Source organism: Bradyrhizobium sp. ma5 (assembly GCF_042258955.1).
Classification (GTDB): domain Bacteria; phylum Pseudomonadota; class Alphaproteobacteria; order Rhizobiales; family Xanthobacteraceae; genus Bradyrhizobium.
In genome coordinates this window covers 6,164,250-6,182,984 of sequence record NZ_CP170156.1, presented here as the reverse complement: position 1 = coordinate 6,182,984, position 18,735 = coordinate 6,164,250, and the positions used below count along the sequence as shown (strand labels likewise).

The window sequence follows — 18,735 nt, the reverse complement described above, 5'->3', positions numbered from 1 at the left end:
CTATTCCAGCACCACATCGACCGGCATGCCGCCGTGCAGACCCTTGTGCACGGAGGAGGGTGCGATGCCAAAATACTTCCGGAACACGCGGCTAAAATGCGACGAGCTGGAGAAGCCCCAGGAGAACGCGACGTCCGTGATGGTCTTGCCGTTCTGCGATTCCAGCTCCTGCCGGCAATTCTGCAGCCGGGCCTTCCAGATGTAGTCGCTGACCGTCATGCCGCGATCGCTGAACAGCATGTGCAGATAGCGCTTCGAGCAGCCGAGCGCCGCAGAAATGCGGTCGATACAGAGATCGGGATCGCGCAGATGCTCGCGGATGAAGCCCTGGGCCCGCACATAGGTCGCCTCGGCGCTCCCGCGGTCGAACATCGCACCGGTCTCGCGCAGCGGCAGCAGCAGCAGGTCGATCAGCGCATCGGCTACGCCGACGGCGTTGACCGGGGTCAGCGTCGGCGCCTCGCCGAACGCGGCATGCACGAAATCATAGGCGATGCGGCCGGTGCCGTTGCGTGCCGAGAGCTTGCATGGCGCCATCTTGGAGAGCTGGAAGCCGCGCTCCTTGAGTAGGTCCTTCGGAACGATGACAACCTCGTGGCGCGTCAGGGACGGGCTGATGATCGTATGCGGACACGACACGTCGTAGGCGAAGCAGTCGCCCGGCATGATGTCGAAGTGCAGACCGTCCTGCTCGAAATGCGAGACGCCGTGGGTCTGGAATACGATCTTGATGTAGGGGTGCTCGCTCAGCCTGATGCGCGAAACGGTATGGGCGATGCGGTGCTGGCTTGCCTCGATCTGACACAGCTTCAATCGCGACACAGTCGTGAAATTGATCCGGCCCTCGAGCGAGGATCCTTCCAGCGCATCGACGTCGAACTGACCGCAGAGGTCAGTGAGCGCATCCGACCAGCGCTGGATCTGCCGCTTGGGCGTCAATCCGTTCGTGCTGAGTGAATGGACTGTGTCGGTCATCTTTCCAGCCACCGATTCGATCCTCAACGTGACTGCCCATCGCGCCTACTTCTGGTCCGGGATGATGAGCCTTCTCCCTGATTCTGAACAGTTTAGGGAGGCGGCGGGATTTCTTCCCGATCAAAGCCGGGCGATCCTCCGACTTAGTTCTGGGCGCGTCAAGCGCAACCTTGGGCCGGTTCTATCCGACACCGGAACAGCACCGAAGACGTTTGATGCTCTGCAACATGAAGCAGCCTTTGACCGCCAATTCGCGGCCCAACCGCAAAAATCTGACAATGCTTCGCTTCTGAGCAAACGGCGCTTCGCTGCTGGGCAAGTCAGCGGGATTCGATCGGACTACCACTGGGGTACCAAAATGGAAGAAGTGGGGCCGTTTCGGCGGAAACCCTTGAGCTCTTGAACCTGGGAGGAAATCCACGATGCGCAAGTTGCTTTACGCGACCAGCCTTGGGGCAATGGCGGTGTTCGCCGCCGGAGCTGCCAACGCCAATGACGAACTCCACAAGATGGCGCAGAACCCGAAAGACTGGGTAATGCCGACCGGCGACTACACCAATCAGCGCTATTCAAAGCTTAATCAGATCAACGCCCAGAACGTCGGAAAGTTGCAGGTAGCGTGGACGTTTTCGACCGGCGTACTGCGCGGTCACGAAGGCGGCCCGCTGATCATCGGCAACATGATGTACGTGCATACGCCGTTCCCGAACAAGGTCTACGCTATTGACCTTTCCAAGGACAACCAGATCGTCTGGAAGTACGAGCCCAAGCAGGATCCGAACGTCATTCCGGTGATGTGCTGCGACACGGTTAATCGCGGCGTCGCCTATGGTGACGGCAAGATCATCCTGCATCAGGCCGACACCACGCTGGTCGCACTGGATGCGAAGACCGGCAAGGTGGAGTGGAGCGTCAAGAACGGCGATCCGAGCAAGGGATCGACCGGTACGTCGGCGCCGATGGTCGTCAAGGACAAGGTCCTGGTCGGCATCTCCGGCGGCGAGTTCGGCGTTCAGGCCCACATGACGGCCTACGACCTCAAGACCGGCAAGCTGGTCTGGCGCGGATTCTCGGAAGGTCCGGATGACCAGATCCTGGTCGACGACAAGACCACCGAGCTCGGCAAGCCGGTCGGCAAGGACTCGAGCCTGAAGACGTGGCAAGGCGATCAGTGGAAGATCGGCGGCGGCGCGACCTGGGGCTGGATCTCCTACGATCCCGAACTCAACCTCGTCTATTACGGATCGGGCAACCCCTCGACCTGGAATCCGAAGCAGCGTCCTGGCGATAACAAATGGTCGATGACGATCTGGGCGCGTAACCCGGATACCGGCGTTGCCAAGTGGGTCTACCAGATGACGCCCCATGACGAATGGGACTATGACGGCGTCAACGAGATGATCCTCTCGGATCAGTCGATCGACGGCAAGGCGCGCAAGCTGCTGACGCACTTCGATCGTAACGGCCTCGGCTACACGCTCGATCGCGTCACCGGCGAACTGCTGGTCGCCGAGAAGTATGATCCGAAGGTGAACTGGACCTCCGGCGTCGACATGAAGAAGGACTCGCCGACCTATGGTCGTCCGAAGGTTCTTGACACAGCGTCGACCGACAAGGCCGGCGAAGACCACAACGTCAAGGGCATCTGCCCGGCGGCGCTTGGCTCGAAGGACGAGCAGCCGGCGGCCTACTCGCCGGACACGCAGCTGTTCTACGTGCCGACCAACCACGTCTGCATGGACTACGAGCCGTTCAAGGTGAGCTACACCGCAGGTCAGCCCTATGTCGGCGCGACGCTGTCGATGTATCCGCCTCCCGGTGAGACCAACATGGGTAACTTCATCGCCTGGGACGGCAAGACCGGCAAGATCGTGTGGTCGAACAAGGAGCAGTTCTCGGTCTGGTCGGGTGCACTCGCGACCGCCGGCGGCGTGGTGTTCTACGGCACGCTGGAAGGCTACCTGAAGGCAGTCGACGCCAAGACGGGCAAGGAGCTCTACAAGTTCAAGACTCCGTCCGGCATCATCGGCAACGTCACCACCTATGAGAACGGCGGCAAGCAGTACATCGCCGTGCTGTCGGGTGTTGGCGGTTGGGCAGGCATCGGCCTCGCGGCCGGTCTGACTGATCCGACGGCCGGTCTCGGTGCAGTCGGCGGTTATGCCGCGCTGAGCAACTACACCGCGCTCGGCGGAACGCTCACCGTGTTCTCGCTGCCGCAGCAGTGAGCTGAGCAAGCTCGTTCCGGCGCATGGGGCGATCTCCATGCGCCGGTCCGTCTTCAATCTGCACGCGAGGATATGCTTTTGCGTAAGATCTGGTTTGTGACTGCCGCGATCTTCGTCGTGGCAATGGGAGGAGTTGCCTCTGCCGAGGACGTGGGTGATCCAACCGCCGTCAAGTCCGAGGACGGCAAGTGGCTCGACAAGGATGGCAACCCGACGTTCAAGGTGACGTCCGACGGTACGGTGGATTGGTACACTTACTCCGGCTACCGCCGTTATCATTCGGAGTGCCACGTCTGCCACGGACCCGACGGGATGGGCTCGACTTACGCGCCGGCGTTGAAGGATTCGCTGAAGACCATGAGCTATGCCGACTTCATGGGCGTGGTCGCGAGCGGGCGCAAGAACGTGTCGACGGCGCAGGAAAACGTCATGCCGGCATTCGGCGATAACCCGAACGTTGCCTGCTACATGGACGACCTCTATGTGTACCTGCGCGCCCGCGCCAATGATGCGGTTGGGCGTGTTCGGCCGGCCAAGCACGAAGACAAGTCGGAAGCCTATGGAAAGGCCGAAGACGCCTGCATGGGCAACAAGAACTGAGCGTGACCGGCGCGAATGACAAACCTGCTTGATGTTTTGTGGAGACCAAGATGAAGACCCGCGCCGCAGTCGCATTCGAAGCCAAGAAGCCGCTTGAGATCGTCGAGCTCGACCTGGAAGGCCCCAAGGCCGGCGAGGTCCTTGTCGAGATCAAGGCGACGGGCATCTGTCACACCGATGCTTACACGCTCGACGGCTTCGACAGCGAAGGCATCTTCCCCTCGGTCCTTGGGCACGAAGGTGCCGGCATCGTTCGCGAGGTCGGCGCCGGCGTGACGTCGGTGAAGCCTGGCGATCACGTGATCCCGCTCTACACGCCCGAATGCCGTCAGTGCAAAAGCTGCCTGAGTCAGAAGACCAATCTCTGCACCGCGATCCGCGCGACGCAAGGCAAGGGCGTGATGCCCGACGGCACCTCGCGCTTCAGCTACAAGGGCAAGACGGTCTTCCACTACATGGGCTGCTCGACCTTCTCGAACTTCACCGTGCTGCCTGAGATCGCGGTGGCGAAGATTCGCGAGGACGCGCCGTTCGACAAGAGCTGCTACATCGGCTGCGGCGTCACCACCGGCGTCGGTGCCGTCGTCAACACCGCCAAGGTGACGCCGGGCTCCAACGTCGTGGTGTTCGGCCTCGGCGGCATCGGCCTCAACGTGATCCAGGGCGCCAAGATGGTCGGCGCCGACAAGATCATCGGCGTCGATATCAACGATTCCAAGGACAATTGGGGCCGCCAGTTCGGCATGACGCATTTCGTCAACCCGACCAAGGTGAGCGGCGATATCGTCCAGCACCTGGTGGGTCTGACCGACGGCGGCGCCGACTACACCTTCGACTGCACCGGCAACACCAACGTGATGCGCCAGGCGCTGGAAGCCTGCCACCGCGGCTGGGGCGTGTCGGTCGTGATCGGCGTCGCGGAATCAGGCAAGGAGATCGCAACCCGGCCGTTCCAGCTCGTCACCGGACGCGTCTGGAAGGGCACCGCGTTCGGCGGTGCGCGCGGCCGCACCGACGTGCCGAAGATCGTCGACTGGTACATGAATGGAAAGATCCAGATCGATCCGATGATCACCCACGTGCTGAAGCTCGACGAGATCAACAAAGGCTTCGATCTGATGCACGAGGGCAAATCGATCCGTTCGGTCGTCGTGTTCTAAAATCAAAACAGCAAGCACTAGGAGGATAGGTCAATGACTGTTCATATCCACCCGTCAATCGACAACGGCGTCAAGCAAGGCACCGGCAGCTTTGCCGGCGGCACTCTTGTCTGCAAATGCGCGGACAAGAAGGTCAAGGTCGGGGTCAAGGGCGACGTCGCCCACAACCACGCCTGCGGCTGCACCAAATGCTGGAAGCCTTCGGGCGCCACATTCTCCGTGGTTGCGGTGGTGCCGCGCGAGAACGTCACCGTGCTGGAGAACGGCGACAAGCTGAAGATCGTGGATGCGGCTGCCGTGATCCAGCGCCATGCCTGCACCGGATGCGGCACGCATATGTACGGCCGGATCGAGAACAAGGGCCATCCGTTCTATGGCCTCGACTTCATCCACCCCGAGCTGTTCCAGGAGTCCGGCTCAGCGGCTCCGGGATTTGCCGCCTTCGTGTCGTCGGTGATCGAGTCCGGTGTCAAGCCGGCCGATATGGCGGGGATCCGGTCGCGGCTGAAGGAGCTTGGGCTCGAGCCCTATGACTGCCTGTCGCCGCCGCTGATGGACGCGATCGCCACCCACGTGGCGAAATCCAAAGCAGCCTGACCAAGGCGGCCTGACAAGGGCGGCGCGACCGGGCGGCCTTGACGAGATCCTGCGTCGGCAGAGGGCCTGCCGGCGACGGATATGCTGGTAGTACCCGTGACCTTGAACCTTGCATGCCCTGCGGGCGACCACAGGGCATGCATTTTATTTTCCGCGTTGCCCTCGTCGTATCCCCGATCCTGGTCCTTTCGCCGGCCCGCGCGGCGTCGCCGGAGGACCGCTACATTGCCGCGCGCGACGCCGCGGTCGCCAAATTCGCCAAGCAGGAGAAGGACGGCAAGATCGACGAGGCCGTCGACAAGGCAGAGGTGGCCGCGCGCGACGAGTTGAAGGGGCAGCTGACGGCGATCCTGTCCCAACCCGCCCGGCCGGGCTTTGCGCCCGCCCAGCTCAATCTCGACACTCTCTATAAGGGCGATATGGGGTTCGGCATGCTGGACGGCCTGCGCTTCGATGCGGACAAGGGCAGGGACGGCGGCAAGATCGGCGAAAAGCGGGCTGACGGCAGCTTCGTCGAGCCGAAAGCCCATATCATCGTCACCTCCGAAGCCCTGTTCACGCGCTGGCTGCACGAGCACAAGACGTGGTGGGACAAGGGCAGCAAGAACGTGCCGCAGCAGATCGAACCGGCCCTGAAGTTCGAGGGCCTCTACACGCAGGCGATTTCGACCGACGCTGCGGTGATCAACTTCAACGAGCTGCCGGTCACCAAGCCGGCGTCGGCCACCCTGACTTACGGTTTCCTGGCTGGCCGCACGCAGGACACCACCCCCGAGGCCGCCGACGAGGTATTTGTCGCCGCGCTCGCCAACGGCAAGTTCTACATCGCTTACGGCGAGATCGAGCCCGCCGTGAAGGTGCCGGCCTGTACGGCGATCCGGACCGACTACAACAAGAAGGCCACCGAGGCGGCCGAGAAGCTCGCGCGCAAGCAGATCACCCGGAAGGCCTATGACAAGCTCGGCGACCTGCGCCAGCAGGGCGAGGACGCATTCAAGCGCTGCTTCGTTCTGCACGCCCCGGAGCAGCCGGCATTCGCCGAAGCCACCAAGCAGGCCCAGGCGCTGCTGGAGACGGCGATCGGCAGGTAGGTCCGCACGCTATTCCCACTCTCCAAACAGCAGACACATCCACACCACCTGCAGGATCGGCCAGACCGCGAATGCGCTGCATAACAGGCCATTGCCGAGCGGTGCGCTGCGTCGACGCACCCTCACGAGGGAGGTGATTCCGAATGGAAGCAGCAGAAGAAATGTCGGTGCGAAAATCGCGCCGTATAAAATGATAAGCTCCGCGTGAGCGGCAAGGCCTTCCTGCGTGGATTGCAGCAGGAGAAAGTACATGACGAGGAGAACAGGGCCAAACAGGGCCGACGACGCTGCCGGCGAGAACCCTGACGAATCGACGCCGGGCCTGTTCACCCAAGCCCTGATGATGATCCACCCCGACACGAACATGACGACAAGCGGCACGCCCAGCTTCAACAGAACGTCTTGCGCGTTCATGATGCTCGTCAGGTAGAGTGCCACATCCAGCTCCCTGCGTTGCGACATGAGTGCTTCGATCTTTCGCGATTCATGTCGGTTCGATCGATCGCGTCCGCTGTCGTAGCAACATGGCGGCGCCGATGGTGGATTTTGTCGTGCAGAGTTCGCGGTTTGTCGTGCAGGGTTTATGCAGACCGACAGGGTAGCCGCAGCCGTGCCCTTGCCGATGTCTGGCACGCGGGCCCGATACCGCTGCAATCGATGGCTCGCGAATGGCACGGCGCGGGTTTGATCGGCGGCCCGCGCGCGCCTATCTTCTCCGGAAAGCTCTGCATCCCGGGGAGACGCCATGAATACCGCCATCAGCCCGTTCCGCATCGCCGTCAGTGACGGTGTCCTTGAGGATCTCCGCAGCCGGCTGCGCCGGACCCGCTGGCCAGAGGCCGAGCTGGTCGACGATTGGAGCCAGGGCGCGCCGCTGAAATGGATCAAGGAGGTCTGCCAGTATTGGGCCGAGACCTATGATTGGCGGCAGCGCGAGGCCCAGCTCAATCGCTTCAGCCAGTTCACGACCGAAATCGACGGGCTCGACATCCACTTCATCCATGCCCGCTCGAGGCATCCCGAGGCGCGGCCATTGATCATCACCCATGGCTGGCCGGGGTCGGTGGTCGAATTCCACAAGGTGATCGAACCGCTGACCGATCCGACGGCATACGGCGGCAGCGCGGCCGATGCCTTCCATGTGGTGTGTCCGTCCTTGCCGGGCTTCGGCTTCTCGGCCAAGCCGGCTGCAACGGGCTGGGGCGTCGATCACATCGCCACGACCTGGGCCGTCCTGATGCAGCGGCTAGGCTACACCAGGTATTTCGCGCAAGGCGGCGACTGGGGTTCCGCGGTCACCACCGCGATCGGCGGGCAGGATGCGGCGCATTGCGCCGGTATTCATATCACGCTTGCAATGTCGACCCGGCCCAATGTCGAAGGGCAGCCGACGCCGGAGGAAACGCGGGCACTCAACGGCATCAAATACTATGCCGACTGGGATTCTGGCTATTCCAAGCAGCAGTCCACCCGGCCGCAGACGCTTGGTTACGCCCTGACGGATTCGCCGAGCGGGCAGGCGGCCTGGATCCTGGAGAAGTTCTGGGCCTGGACCGACTGCGACGGGCATCCGGAAAACATCCTCAGCCGTGACGAACTGCTCGACAACGTCATGCTGTACTGGGTGACCGAGACGGCCGCATCGTCGGCGCGGCTCTATTGGGAAAGCTTTGGGCCCGGCAAGCGAACCCCGCACAAGGTGAGCGTGCCGACCGGCGTTGCGGTATTTCCCAAGGAGATCGTTACGCCGGTCCGCAAATGGATGGAGACGAATTTCACCAATATCCGGCACTGGCACGAGATGCCGAAGGGCGGACATTTCTCCGCGTTCGAGCAGCCCGAGCTGTTCGTTGGCGAAGTGCGCGAGTTTTTCGGGAAGCTGCGCTAGCCGTGTAGAATAGGTAGAGCGAAGCGAAACCCAACGGAGGGACGTCGGCGTGCTGCTGGACCCCCGCGACGGCGACTTTGAGGACAATGCCGCCAGCCCCGAGCAGCGGTCGTTGTTCGCGATCGTGGGCAGCCTTCTCGTCGAGATAAGCCCGGCGAAACTGCTATTTGCCTGGACAATTTCGATCCTGCTTCCGGGCGTGCTGCTCGGCCTTGCGCCGCTGGTCGTGTCCGCCTGGATTTCGAGCCTTTCGCAACATGTTCTTGCACTGTCCGAAGTGGGCGCCGTGCTGGCGCTGGTTGCGATCGCGGCGTTAGGATGGCTCGGCGGGCGACCGCTGGTTCAAATCGTGGAAACCAGCTTTTGGTCGCTCAACGCGCTCGCGGTCCAACCGAGCTACGCGTTCGCGCGCGAGGCGCTGGGCCATCTGGCGGAGCTGCTCTGGCGCACCGGCGCAACTCCTGCCTCTCGCATGAGGCTGCGCCGTGGCTGCTCTGTCGGTGCTGGCATACTGCTCGCTGCAGGTGCGGCATTGGTCGCGGCCCTGGCTTGGCCTGCTTCGCAATGGACTGCGACCATCAACGACCTAGTTCTGATCCATCGTCTTGTGATGCCGACGTTCGCGAACGCTGTGGTGCTGGTGTCCTGCTATCTTGCAGTCGCATCGCTGGCCTGGAGCGTGGCCGACGCCAGTATGGACCAACCGGCTGATCTTGCCGCGTTCGACGCGACGCCACCCGGAGGCCGCTTCTGGCGCCTTGCACATCTGTCCGATCTCCACGTGGTCGGCGAGCGATACGGCTTCCGCATCGAAAGCGGGACGGCTGGTCCGCAGGGAAACGAACGCTTCAATCGCGTGCTGGCGAGGCTTGCCGAAATTCACGCTGTTGATCCGCTCGACCACGTGCTGATCAGCGGCGACATGACGGATGCCGGCCGGCCCGGCGAATGGGCTGAATTTCTTGATGCATTGGCAAGTCATCCCGAACTCGCCGCACGCGTCGTCATGCTTCCGGGAAATCATGACGTTAACGTCGTGGACCGCGCCAATCCCGCGCGCCTCGACCTGCCGTTCAGCCCAGGCAAGCGGCTACGGCAGATGCGTACCCTGTCGGCGATCGCGGCTGTCCAGGGCGATCGCGTCCGCGTCATCGGCGGTTCCGGCAAACCATCGGTGACGCTGAACCAGGCGCTGGCGCCGTATCATGATCGGATAACGCAATTTGCGCAGCACGGCGGCGTGCGCCGCGCAGCTGCGCTCCGCGGCTTGTTCGATGATCAGTTTCCAATGATCCTGCCGCCGGACCAGGACGGCGGCTTAGGGATCGCCATTCTCAACTCCAATGCCGAAACTCACTTCTCCTTCACCAACGCGCTCGGATTGGTTTCGGAAGCGCAAACGCGGCGATTGGAGGCTGCGATCCGTCATTTTCCGACGGCGTACTGGACCATCGCGCTACATCATCACTTGATGGAATATCCCATGCCGGTGAAGACCTTCGCCGAGCGCATCGGGACGGCCTTGATCAACGGCAGCTGGTTTGTGCGCAGGTTGCAAAAGTTTTCCGATCGTTCGGTCGTGATGCACGGTCACCGTCATATCGATTGGATCGGTACATGTGGTGCGTCGAAGATCGTCTCGGCCCCGTCGCCGGTGATGGGCGCCCATGATGCAGTCACCTATTTTTACATCCATAGAATGACGGTCGGGCCGGACGGGAATCTCTGCCTCGCGGAGCCCGAGCGGGTGGAAATTGCCAAAAGCTAGGATGTTCCCGGCTTATCTTCATGCGATCCGCCGAACAGATCGGCGATCCAGGCGGCCGATGGGCTCTCGGCGCAGAAGGTCAGAATAGCGAGCGTGATTGGCACGCCGATGAAAGTCCCGAACAGGCCCCAAAGCGAGCTCCAGAAGAAGATCGCAAACAGCACAAGGAACGGCGAGATCGACAACGTCGAGCCGGCGACCCGCGGTTCGATGTAGCTGCCGACCACGAACTGGATGACGTTGAGGCAGGCGAAGACACCAAACACCGCGGGCCAACTCTCGAACTGCGTCATGGCCAGCAGGGTGGGGAACAGGGTCGCGATGAAAGGGCCGATGAAAGGAATGTAGTTAAGGACAAATGCGATCACGCCCCATTCGAATGCGAAAGGCAGTCCGGTCACGGCAGCGAACAGGCCGACCAAGAGACCCGTGACCGCGCTCATCTGCGTCCGCACCAGCATATATTTCCGGAACTTGGCGGCCGTCGCCTCGCTGCCCTTGAGCAGCACGCGCGCAGCCGTGCGGTTCTCCAGCCGCCGGATTCGTCGACCCGCGTCTTCGACCTCGAGAAGCCCGAGCACAACATAGACCAGCGCGATGAGCCAGAAGCTCAACGTGGTGTTGATGCGGCCCGTGACGAATTGCGTGGTGCGCAGCAGCCAGCCGACATTGAAATGCTCTGCCCAAAGGCCGGCGAAGGAGACGCCATGGCCATCCAGCCAGATCACCGCGGCGTCGTAGAAGGCCTGATACCGCGCCGCATCCGCTATCAGGTAGCGCCCGACGCGGCCGAATCCCCACGCCGCCAGTGAGGCAAACGCGGCGCAGGTCGCGGTCGTCACAACGACCGTGATGGCGAGCGCGAGGAGTTTCGGCAGCCACGACTGAAGCCGTTCCTGAATGGGCCAGACGATCGCAATGATGAACAGGGCGGCCGCGAGCGGAGCGAGCACACTGCGTGCCTGAGCTACCGCCGCAGTGACCAGCACCGCGGCGATGATGCCGGTCGTGATCTTCAACCCGCTAGCCATCCTTGGGTTATCCGACCTCCGTGACCTTGCGGGGCAGCTACAGCAATCCCCGATAAATCCCCGGCGCAGAGCCTTCGATGGCCACCGCGCCGACGGCCTTCGAATAGAATTCTGCCGGCCCGACGCCGCCGATGATGGCGTAGCCGAAGCCCTGGTGTTTCATGTCCTCGAGACAGGCGAACAGCAGTGCTTTGCCGATGCCGCCCTGCTGCGCCTTCGGTGCGACGCCGGTCGGGCCGAAGAAGTTGCGGCAGGCCGCGTCATGGCAGGCGAATCCCACGATCTTCTTTTGCTGGACCGCGATGAAGCAGGAGACCGGCTGGCGGCTGAACGCGACCTCGGTTTCGCTGGCCCACGCCTCGCTGAACGTTTCCCGCACCCAGGCCACCACCTTGTGCTTTTCGGGCGCGAGCGCACGGCGCATAACAACTCCGGCCTTGAGCAATCGATCATAGGCAGGCCGGGAATCGGGCAGGGCGTAGAGCTTGACGAGCATGTCCATCCCGCGACCTTAGTTGAAAACGCGGCCCGCGGGCAAATCACGGGAGGAAGGGTGGGGCGGGTTAGCTGCGTAACGGTTGGTTAATCCAGCCATGACACGGGTCGGCCTCGTCATTCCGGGGCGTGCGAAGCACGAGCCCGGAATCCATCGGGCCGCTGGCTTTGGGGATGAATCGATTCCGGGTTCTCGCTTCGCGAGCCCGGAATGACGGATCTGTCGCGATAGATTGCCGCAGTACGGACCGTCGAGCACCGCTTATTTCCGCCGTTGCTTGTTCGCGATCCTGGCTTCGCGCGCAACGGCCCAGAAATACCCGCCACAGAATGCAACAATCGCAACAATCACGGCGGCGGCGATAGTCTCTTGCATGTCGGCGGCTCCCCAAGTACACGTATCTCACATACGTGGGAATTATGCCCACGAAATGGCAGGTCGGTTTCGAGACGTAAAGAGGCGGAGCGAAGGCATGGTGAGAGTCAGCGCAACAGACAGACGTCTTCGGGCGATCGCAGCTCTCATCGTCATGGCCGGCATCGGTTCGGCGCAGGCCGCTCGAACCTCTGATAAATCGGATGTCAGCGGGGGCACGGTCTCTATTCCGATCGACACAAGGAGCCAGACGTCCGCGATGGAGGGCGTGGTCCGCCCCGTCCAGCTTCCCAAGGGCGCTTCCTCGGTCAGCGAGACCTACGGAGACTGGATCGTCAAATGCCTGCTCGATGGCGGTGCCAAGCTCTGCACCCTGGGGCAGACACAGACCTCCAAGGAGACCAATCAGCAAATCTTCGCCATCGAACTGATTCCGAGGGACGGAAAGGCCGAAGGCAACATCTTGATGCCGTTCGGGCTGAAGTTCGACGCCGGGGCCGTCCTCAAGCTCGACGGCAAGGATCTGGAGCAGACCCGATTCTCCACCTGCACCGCACAAGGCTGTTTGCTTCCGGTTTCCTTTCCCACGGTTGGGACCGACACCATCAGCAAGGGCAAAATGCTCACCGTCGCCGCGCAGAACATCGGCAACGGACAGGCTGTCGTCTTCAATGCCCCCCTCAACGGCTTCGCCGCTGCGCTGGAACGCACCATTCAGCTTGGAGGTTGACCGGCAATCTCGTCAGCGCGCCAGCACCGGACCGCGTGCCCGTCGGCGCGCGTTTGAAGCGAAGGCCCGGGCTCGCGCTGGCACACCGCTTCGGCGTAGCGGCAGCGTGGACTGAATGCACATCCGTCCGGCGGATTGAGCGGATTGGGAAGCTCGCCCCTTGTCGTCGCGAGCGGTGCGCGGCGTAGTGGATCGGGAATGGCGGCGATCAGGGTCTGTGTATACGGGTGCGCCGGCCGTTCGAAGATCTCGCGCCAGCCGCCGGTCTCCACAATGCGGCCGAGATACATAACCGCGACCCTGTCGCTCATGTGCTCGACCACGCCGAGGTCGTGGCTGATCATGATGTAGGAGAGGCCGAGACTCTCCTTCAACTCCAGCAGCAGATTGATGATCTGGGCACGGATCGAGACATCGAGCGCCGAGACCGGTTCGTCGCAGATGACGATCTTGGGATTGAGGATCAGCGCACGGGCGATGCCGATGCGCTGGCGCTGGCCACCCGAGAATTCATGCGGGTAGCGCCCGGCCTGCTCGGGCCGCAAGCCGACATGTCTGAGCATGGCGGCAATGCGTCCGTCGATCTCGCTTTGGGCGGTCACGCCGTGCAGCCGCAGCGGGTCTTCCAGCGTGCGGCGAACGGTCTGCCGTGGATTGAGCGAGGCGTAGGGATCCTGAAACACCATCTGGGCGGTACGGGCCAGCAGCTTTCGATCGACCGATCGCTGGCCCGTCACGACGTGCCCGTCGAGCACGATCCTGCCGCGTGTCGGCGTCAGCAGCCCGAGCAGCGAAAGGGCGACGGTCGACTTGCCGCAGCCGGATTCGCCGACCAGACCGAGGCACTCACCGCGCTTCAGTTCGAGATCGATGCCGTCGACCGCACGCAGCAGCCGCTGGCCGCCACCCAGCAAGCCGCCACCGAGTGGAAAATGCACCGCGAGATCCTCCACGCTGAGGATGACATCGTCGCCGGGCCTCGCCGCGGGTTCATGCATGGTGGTGGCACCTGACGAGGCCGCCTGCACCGAGCCATGTCGTCTCCGGTGCGGTGGTCCGGCAGATCTCGGTCGCCTGCGCGCAACGCGGATTGAAGCGGCAACCGCTCGGAAAGTCCGCGATCGCCGGGACAACGCCGGCAATCTCGCGGAGCCGCGACCGGCCGAGTGCTGCGCGGCTGCCCAGCCGCGGCAGCGAATCGACCAGGCCTTGCGTGTAGGGATGCGCGCAGGCCCGGAAGATGTCGTCCGAGCCGCGTTCCTCGACAATGCGACCGGCATACATGACGCCGACGCGGCGGCAGACATTGGCGACCAGGCCCAGATCGTGGCTGATCATCAGGATCGCCGTGCCTCGCTCGGCGCACAGATTGCGCATCAGCTCGATGATCTCCGCCTGCACCGTCACGTCGAGCGCGGTGGTCGGCTCGTCGGCGATCAGAAGATCCGGATCGCATGCCAACGCGATGGCGATCATCACGCGTTGGCGCATGCCGCCCGAAAGCTGGTGCGGGTAATCCTTCACCCGCCGCTCCGGTGCCGGGACGCGCACGTTCGCCAGCGCCTCAACCGCCAGCCGGTTTGCCTCGCGCCAGCTCTTGCCCTTGTGCAGCACGAACATCTCTGCGATCTGCCGGCCGACCGGCGAGACCGGATTGAGCGCCGTCATCGGCTCCTGAAAGATCATGGCGATGCGGTTGCCGCGCAGCGCCCGCTGCTCGGCCGTGGAAAGCCCCTGAATCTCGCGGCCCTCGAAACGGATGGCGCCGGCGGCGACCGAGAGCGGCCGGCGCAGCAGGCCGATCAAGGCGAGAGCCGTAATGCTTTTGCCGCAGCCGGACTCGCCGACAAGGCCGAATGTCTCGCCGCGATCGATGCGGAATGAAACGCCCTCAACCGCCGCAACATGCTTGGCGCCGTCGTCGAGATCGATGCGCAAGTCCTCAACTTCGATCAGCGGAGGAGCCGTCATGCACGCCGGCTCCGCGATTGCGGATCGAGAACGTCACGCAAGCCGTCGCCAAGCAGGTTGAGGCCGAGCACCGTCAGGAAGATGGCGAGGCCCGGAAACACCGACAGCCACGGCGCCGTGGTGATCTGGTCGCGGGCCTCCGACAGCATGCTGCCCCAGCTCGGATAGGGTGGACGGATGCCGAGGCCGAGGAACGAAAGCGAGGCCTCTGCCAGGACCGCACCGCCCATGCCGAGCGTGCCGATGACAATGATGGGGCCGACCATGTTCGGGAGCAGCTGCGTGATCATGATGCGCAAATCTCCATAGCCGAGCACGCGCGCAGCCTGCACATAGCCCTGGCTCTTGAGCGACAGCGTCGAGGCGCGTGCGATCCGGCAGGTGAAGGACCAATTGGTCAATCCGAGCGCGATCAGCAAGCTCGTCAGGCCGGGTCCAAGCACCGCCATGATGGCCAGTGCAAAGATCAGGGAGGGGATGGCGAGCATCAGATTGGTCAGCCCGTTGACGACATCGTCCCACCAGCCGCCCCAATAGCCCGCGGTCAGGCCCAGCGTCACGCCGATCACACTATTGACGAGTTGCGAGACGATGCCGACCGTCAGCGAGATGCGCGCGCCGTGCACGACACGGGAATAGATATCGCGACCCTGCGCATCGGTACCGAACCACCAGATCCAGCTCGGCGGTTCTTCCGCATTCATGAGGTTGGCGCCCATCACCGGATCTGTATGTGCGAGCCAGGGCGCGAACAGGCCGACGAAGATCGCAAGCGCGAACAGCAACCCGCCGATGATGGCGCTGGTTCCAAGCTTCATCGCGACCGCTCCGCCGTAACAATTTGCACGGTCGAGCGTGCGCCGGCGTGGTGAGACTGGCGGCCGTTCATGCGTATCTGATCCTGGGATCGATCACGCCGTAGAGCAGATCAACCAGTGTATTGACGGTGAGGAAGAACAGCACCACCACGAGAATGGTGCCCTGGACGGCTGGAATGTCGCGCTGCAGGACGCTGTCGACCAGCAGCGAGCCGATGCCCGGCCAGGAAAACAGTTTCTCGACGACGACGGCTTGGCCCATCACGACGCCGAATTGCAGGCCGATCGCCGTGAGAATGATGACGAGGGCATTGCGCATCACGTGCCACGTCACGACCCGGGTCTCGCTCATCCCCTTCGAGCGCGCCGTCCGGACAAAATCCGCGGTCATGATCTCGAGCACCGCTGCCCGCGTCGTCCGCGCCAGCAGCGCCATCGGCGAGACACCGAGGGTCACGGCAGGCAAGAGCAGATATTTGAGACTGCCATCGCCATAGCCGAAACTGGGAAGCCAGCCGAGCTTCAATGCAAACAGATACATCAGCAGCAGCCCGAGCCAGAATTTGGCCATCGAGAGGCCGGACACCGCCAGGACCATCGAGAGCGTGTCGACGATGCTGCCTGGCTTCAGTGCGGCGATGAAACCGAGCGGTACGCCGACCGCAATCGCGAACGCCAGCGCTGCGAAGATCAGCTGCAGCGTTGGCCACATCCGTTTGGCAACCATGGTCGTGACCGGCTCGCGGGTCCGGAACGAGGTCCCGAAATCACCCGTCATGAGCTTGGCAATATAGGAGCCGAAGCGCACGTAGACGGGATCGTCGAGGCCGAGCTGCTTTTTCATGCGTTCCACGACCTGCGGGTCTGTCGGACCCCGGCCGTCATCGCCCATGCTCGACGCGATGCTGCCCGGTACGATGCTGAACAGCACAAAGATCAGCAGCACGACGGCCAGCACGGTCGGAATGGTTTGCAGGACTCGACGGATCGCGAAGGAGAGCATTGGACGTTTTCCTCATCCCCTCCAACATTTCGCATGATGGAGGGAGAGCGATGGCAGCTGTCACTTCGCCGGCGAGGTGTCGTCGACCCAGAGGTCTTCGACGTTTTGATGGGTCAGTTCCGTTGCGTCCAGCTGGATTCCCTTGAGCCAGGGCTGCACCGCCATGACAGCCTTGTTGTAGTTGAAGAACCAGATCGGCGCTTCCTCCTGGAGCAGCGCGTTGGCCTTCTGCAGCAGCTGGACGCGCTTTGCGGGGTCGTCGGTCTGTCCGGCTGCATCGATCATCTTGTCGAAGTCCGGGTTCTTGAAAGTCGTGTAGTTGCAGGCCGATTGCGGCGTCGCCGAATGGAAGCATTTGAGCGCCGCCTGCGGATCCGGGCCGGTCGCTTGGGAATAGATGAAGGCCTGGAAGTCGCCCTTGCGAATGACCTCCGCCAGCACCGCGGTCTCGACCTGCTTGACCTTGACCTTGATGCCCACCTTGTCCAGCATCGGGATCGCGGCTTCGACGATCGGCAGGCCCCAGCTTTCGTTCTGGCTGGTGGTCCATTCGAATTCAAAGCCGTTAGGATAACCCGCATCCGCAAGCAATTGCTTCGCCTTCGCTGGATCGTAGGGGTAGGGCTTCATGGCCTTGTCGTATGCCGGCGAGGTCAAGGGCAGCCAACTCGTGGCGCGATAGGCCTTGCCCTTGACCAGCTTGTTGATGATCAGATCGGCATCGATCGCGTAGTTGACGGCCTGCCGAACCCGCTTGTCGGAGAAGGGCTTGAACGCGGGATTCATCCCCATGTAGCGGGTGAAGACCTCGGCGACCTCGACGATGGTGCCCTTGAGGTTGGGATCGGCCTGATAGGCGACATACTGTGCCGGCCCAAGCACCGAGGTGTCGATCTCCTTGTTGCGGAAGGCGACATCGCGTGCCGCGGCTTCGCCCATCAGCGATACCACGATCTTGTCGGCATACGGCTTGCCGGGTTTGTAGAAACGGTCCCAGCGTTCTAGCACGATGCGCGATCCCGGCACGTGCTCGACGAATTTGAATGGACCAAGACCGATCGGCTTCTGGAGGAAGCTTTCCTTCCCGCCCTCATCGGCAGGATAGATCGAGGTCAGCGCGGTGAAGAAATAGAAGGCGGGATCGACTTTCTCGGTCAGCTTCATTTCGAGGGTGAAGTCGTCGATCTTCTTCAGGCCGGAGATTTCCTTGGCCTGGCCCTTCTCGACCTCGGCCGCGCCCTCGATCATGCGGACAAAGCGCGCGCCAGGATAGGCCTTGGTGCCGTCCATGATGCGATTGTAGGACCAGATGATGTCGTCGGCCGTCATCTTGCGGCCGTTGTGGAAATAGGCGTCGTCGCGCAGCTTGAAGGTATGAATGAGACCCCCGCCCGAGACCGTGACCTCCTTGGCAAGTTCCAGCACTGGCTTGCCCTCGGTCGAGTCCCAGATATAGAGCGAGCGGTGCAGGGCCTTGGCGTAGATCTCGTCCTGGGCGCGCGGTGTCGTGTGGATGTCCATGCTGGTGAAGCTGGAGCCGTAGGGCGCCGTCATGCGAATGGTCCCGCCCTTGCGCGGTGTCTGGGCCTCCGCCGAGGCGGCGAGTGCGAGCCCGAGGCCAACCGCGATCGCAATCATCTTGAACTTCATGCTTCCCCCAACGGCGCAGGAACATTCCGAACTGCGAGTTGATCATCGGCAGCACGTCCAGCGCAAGGTCCTCACGTGGTGTCGATGGCGACCGGCACCAAAATAATTTGTGTCGCCGCGATGCGTGGTGCGTGATGAGCGCCTGCTCCGAGTGGCTCCGACGGGCTGACCTAAAGACACGCGCCAGACGGAATAGGCGGGAGGAGGGCTCTCACCGGGCGGGCGCCGAACCTTGGCTGCAACTTGCGCGAGCACATAAGCAGTTGCGATTGAACGGATTTCGGCTTTCGTCCGGAAATCGCGGAGCCAGGGTTCCGGACCGCATGACAGTCGCAGGGCGGCCTCGCACGCATT

At 62.7% G+C, this 18,735-nt stretch carries 18 protein-coding genes; 9 read left to right on the top strand and 9 right to left on the bottom strand.

The window, feature by feature from the left end; all coding sequences use genetic code 11:
• Complete coding sequence (locus tag ACE103_RS29010) at positions 1-975, bottom strand: helix-turn-helix domain-containing protein (protein WP_223968955.1); 975 nt, start codon at positions 973-975, stop codon at positions 1-3.
• Between ACE103_RS29010 and ACE103_RS29005 the strand changes: the two genes are divergently transcribed.
• The 6 genes from ACE103_RS29005 to ACE103_RS28980 all read left to right on the top strand — a co-directional run bounded on the left by ACE103_RS29005 (position 929) and on the right by ACE103_RS28980 (position 6,651).
• Entirely contained in the window at positions 929-1,378 is a 450-nt protein-coding gene (locus tag ACE103_RS29005) for a hypothetical protein (RefSeq protein ID WP_375781316.1), read from the top strand. The genes ACE103_RS29010 and ACE103_RS29005 overlap by 47 nt on opposite strands.
• A gap of 19 nt (positions 1,379-1,397) precedes the next feature.
• Positions 1,398-3,203, top strand: a complete 1,806-nt coding sequence (gene xoxF5 / locus ACE103_RS29000) for a lanthanide-dependent methanol dehydrogenase XoxF5 (RefSeq protein WP_223968957.1) — start codon at positions 1,398-1,400, stop codon at positions 3,201-3,203.
• 123 nt (positions 3,204-3,326) lie between these two features.
• Positions 3,327-3,803: a c-type cytochrome, methanol metabolism-related gene (locus ACE103_RS28995; protein WP_223969294.1), complete on the top strand. Its 477-nt coding sequence runs from the start codon at positions 3,327-3,329 to the stop codon at positions 3,801-3,803.
• A gap of 50 nt (positions 3,804-3,853) precedes the next feature.
• Positions 3,854-4,963 carry an S-(hydroxymethyl)glutathione dehydrogenase/class III alcohol dehydrogenase gene (locus ACE103_RS28990; RefSeq protein WP_050405342.1) on the top strand — a complete coding sequence of 370 codons (1,110 nt, stop codon included), beginning with the start codon at positions 3,854-3,856 and terminating at the stop codon, positions 4,961-4,963.
• Between the two features lie 33 nt (positions 4,964-4,996).
• Positions 4,997-5,560, top strand: coding sequence for an S-(hydroxymethyl)glutathione synthase (gene gfa / locus ACE103_RS28985; RefSeq protein ID WP_223968961.1), 564 nt, complete (start codon positions 4,997-4,999; stop codon positions 5,558-5,560).
• A gap of 137 nt (positions 5,561-5,697) precedes the next feature.
• Positions 5,698-6,651 carry a hypothetical protein gene (locus ACE103_RS28980; RefSeq protein ID WP_375775843.1) on the top strand — a complete coding sequence of 318 codons (954 nt, stop codon included), beginning with the start codon at positions 5,698-5,700 and terminating at the stop codon, positions 6,649-6,651.
• 9 nt (positions 6,652-6,660) lie between these two features.
• Here the strand turns inward: ACE103_RS28980 and ACE103_RS28975 are convergent, their stop codons facing one another.
• Positions 6,661-7,410: a hypothetical protein gene (locus ACE103_RS28975; RefSeq protein ID WP_375775842.1), complete on the bottom strand. Its 750-nt coding sequence runs from the start codon at positions 7,408-7,410 to the stop codon at positions 6,661-6,663.
• Between ACE103_RS28975 and ACE103_RS28970 the strand changes: the two genes are divergently transcribed.
• Both ACE103_RS28970 and ACE103_RS28965 read left to right on the top strand, forming a co-directional pair.
• A complete protein-coding gene (locus ACE103_RS28970) occupies positions 7,397-8,539 on the top strand; it encodes an epoxide hydrolase family protein (protein WP_375775841.1) in 1,143 nt (380 codons plus the stop codon). The two genes, ACE103_RS28975 and ACE103_RS28970, sit on opposite strands and share 14 nt — an antisense overlap.
• A gap of 49 nt (positions 8,540-8,588) precedes the next feature.
• Entirely contained in the window at positions 8,589-10,307 is a 1,719-nt protein-coding gene (locus ACE103_RS28965; RefSeq protein ID WP_375775840.1) for a metallophosphoesterase family protein, read from the top strand.
• Here the strand turns inward: ACE103_RS28965 and ACE103_RS28960 are convergent.
• Both ACE103_RS28960 and ACE103_RS28955 read right to left on the bottom strand, forming a co-directional pair.
• The gene (locus ACE103_RS28960) at positions 10,304-11,338 is read right to left on the bottom strand and encodes an AI-2E family transporter (protein ID WP_375775839.1); all 1,035 of its coding nucleotides are present in this window, start codon (positions 11,336-11,338) and stop codon (positions 10,304-10,306) included. The genes ACE103_RS28965 and ACE103_RS28960 overlap by 4 nt on opposite strands.
• Before the next feature lie 37 nt (positions 11,339-11,375).
• Positions 11,376-11,840, bottom strand: a complete 465-nt coding sequence (locus tag ACE103_RS28955) for a GNAT family N-acetyltransferase (RefSeq protein ID WP_375775838.1) — start codon at positions 11,838-11,840, stop codon at positions 11,376-11,378.
• Between the two features lie 466 nt (positions 11,841-12,306).
• On the opposite strand from ACE103_RS28955, the gene ACE103_RS28950 reads away from it, so the two are divergent.
• Positions 12,307-12,939 carry an invasion associated locus B family protein gene (locus ACE103_RS28950; RefSeq protein WP_375775837.1) on the top strand — a complete coding sequence of 211 codons (633 nt, stop codon included), beginning with the start codon at positions 12,307-12,309 and terminating at the stop codon, positions 12,937-12,939.
• Here ACE103_RS28950 and ACE103_RS28945 read toward each other — a convergent pair.
• From ACE103_RS28945 to ACE103_RS28925, 5 genes are all read right to left on the bottom strand, one after another.
• Positions 12,924-13,937: an ABC transporter ATP-binding protein gene (locus ACE103_RS28945; RefSeq protein ID WP_375775836.1), complete on the bottom strand. Its 1,014-nt coding sequence runs from the start codon at positions 13,935-13,937 to the stop codon at positions 12,924-12,926. The genes ACE103_RS28950 and ACE103_RS28945 overlap by 16 nt on opposite strands.
• Positions 13,930-14,910 (bottom strand): ABC transporter ATP-binding protein, encoded by a 981-nt coding sequence (locus ACE103_RS28940; RefSeq protein ID WP_375775835.1) that lies wholly within the window; start codon positions 14,908-14,910, stop codon positions 13,930-13,932. The genes ACE103_RS28945 and ACE103_RS28940 overlap by 8 nt, the downstream gene beginning before the upstream one ends.
• Positions 14,907-15,728, bottom strand: coding sequence for an ABC transporter permease (locus tag ACE103_RS28935; protein ID WP_223968980.1), 822 nt, complete (start codon positions 15,726-15,728; stop codon positions 14,907-14,909). Before ACE103_RS28935 ends, ACE103_RS28940 begins: the two co-directional genes overlap by 4 nt.
• 67 nt (positions 15,729-15,795) lie before the next feature.
• A complete protein-coding gene (locus tag ACE103_RS28930; protein ID WP_375775834.1) occupies positions 15,796-16,731 on the bottom strand; it encodes an ABC transporter permease in 936 nt (311 codons plus the stop codon).
• 60 nt (positions 16,732-16,791) lie between these two features.
• Positions 16,792-18,381: an ABC transporter substrate-binding protein gene (locus tag ACE103_RS28925; protein ID WP_375775833.1), complete on the bottom strand. Its 1,590-nt coding sequence runs from the start codon at positions 18,379-18,381 to the stop codon at positions 16,792-16,794.
• Positions 18,382-18,735: the final 354 nt, after the last annotated feature.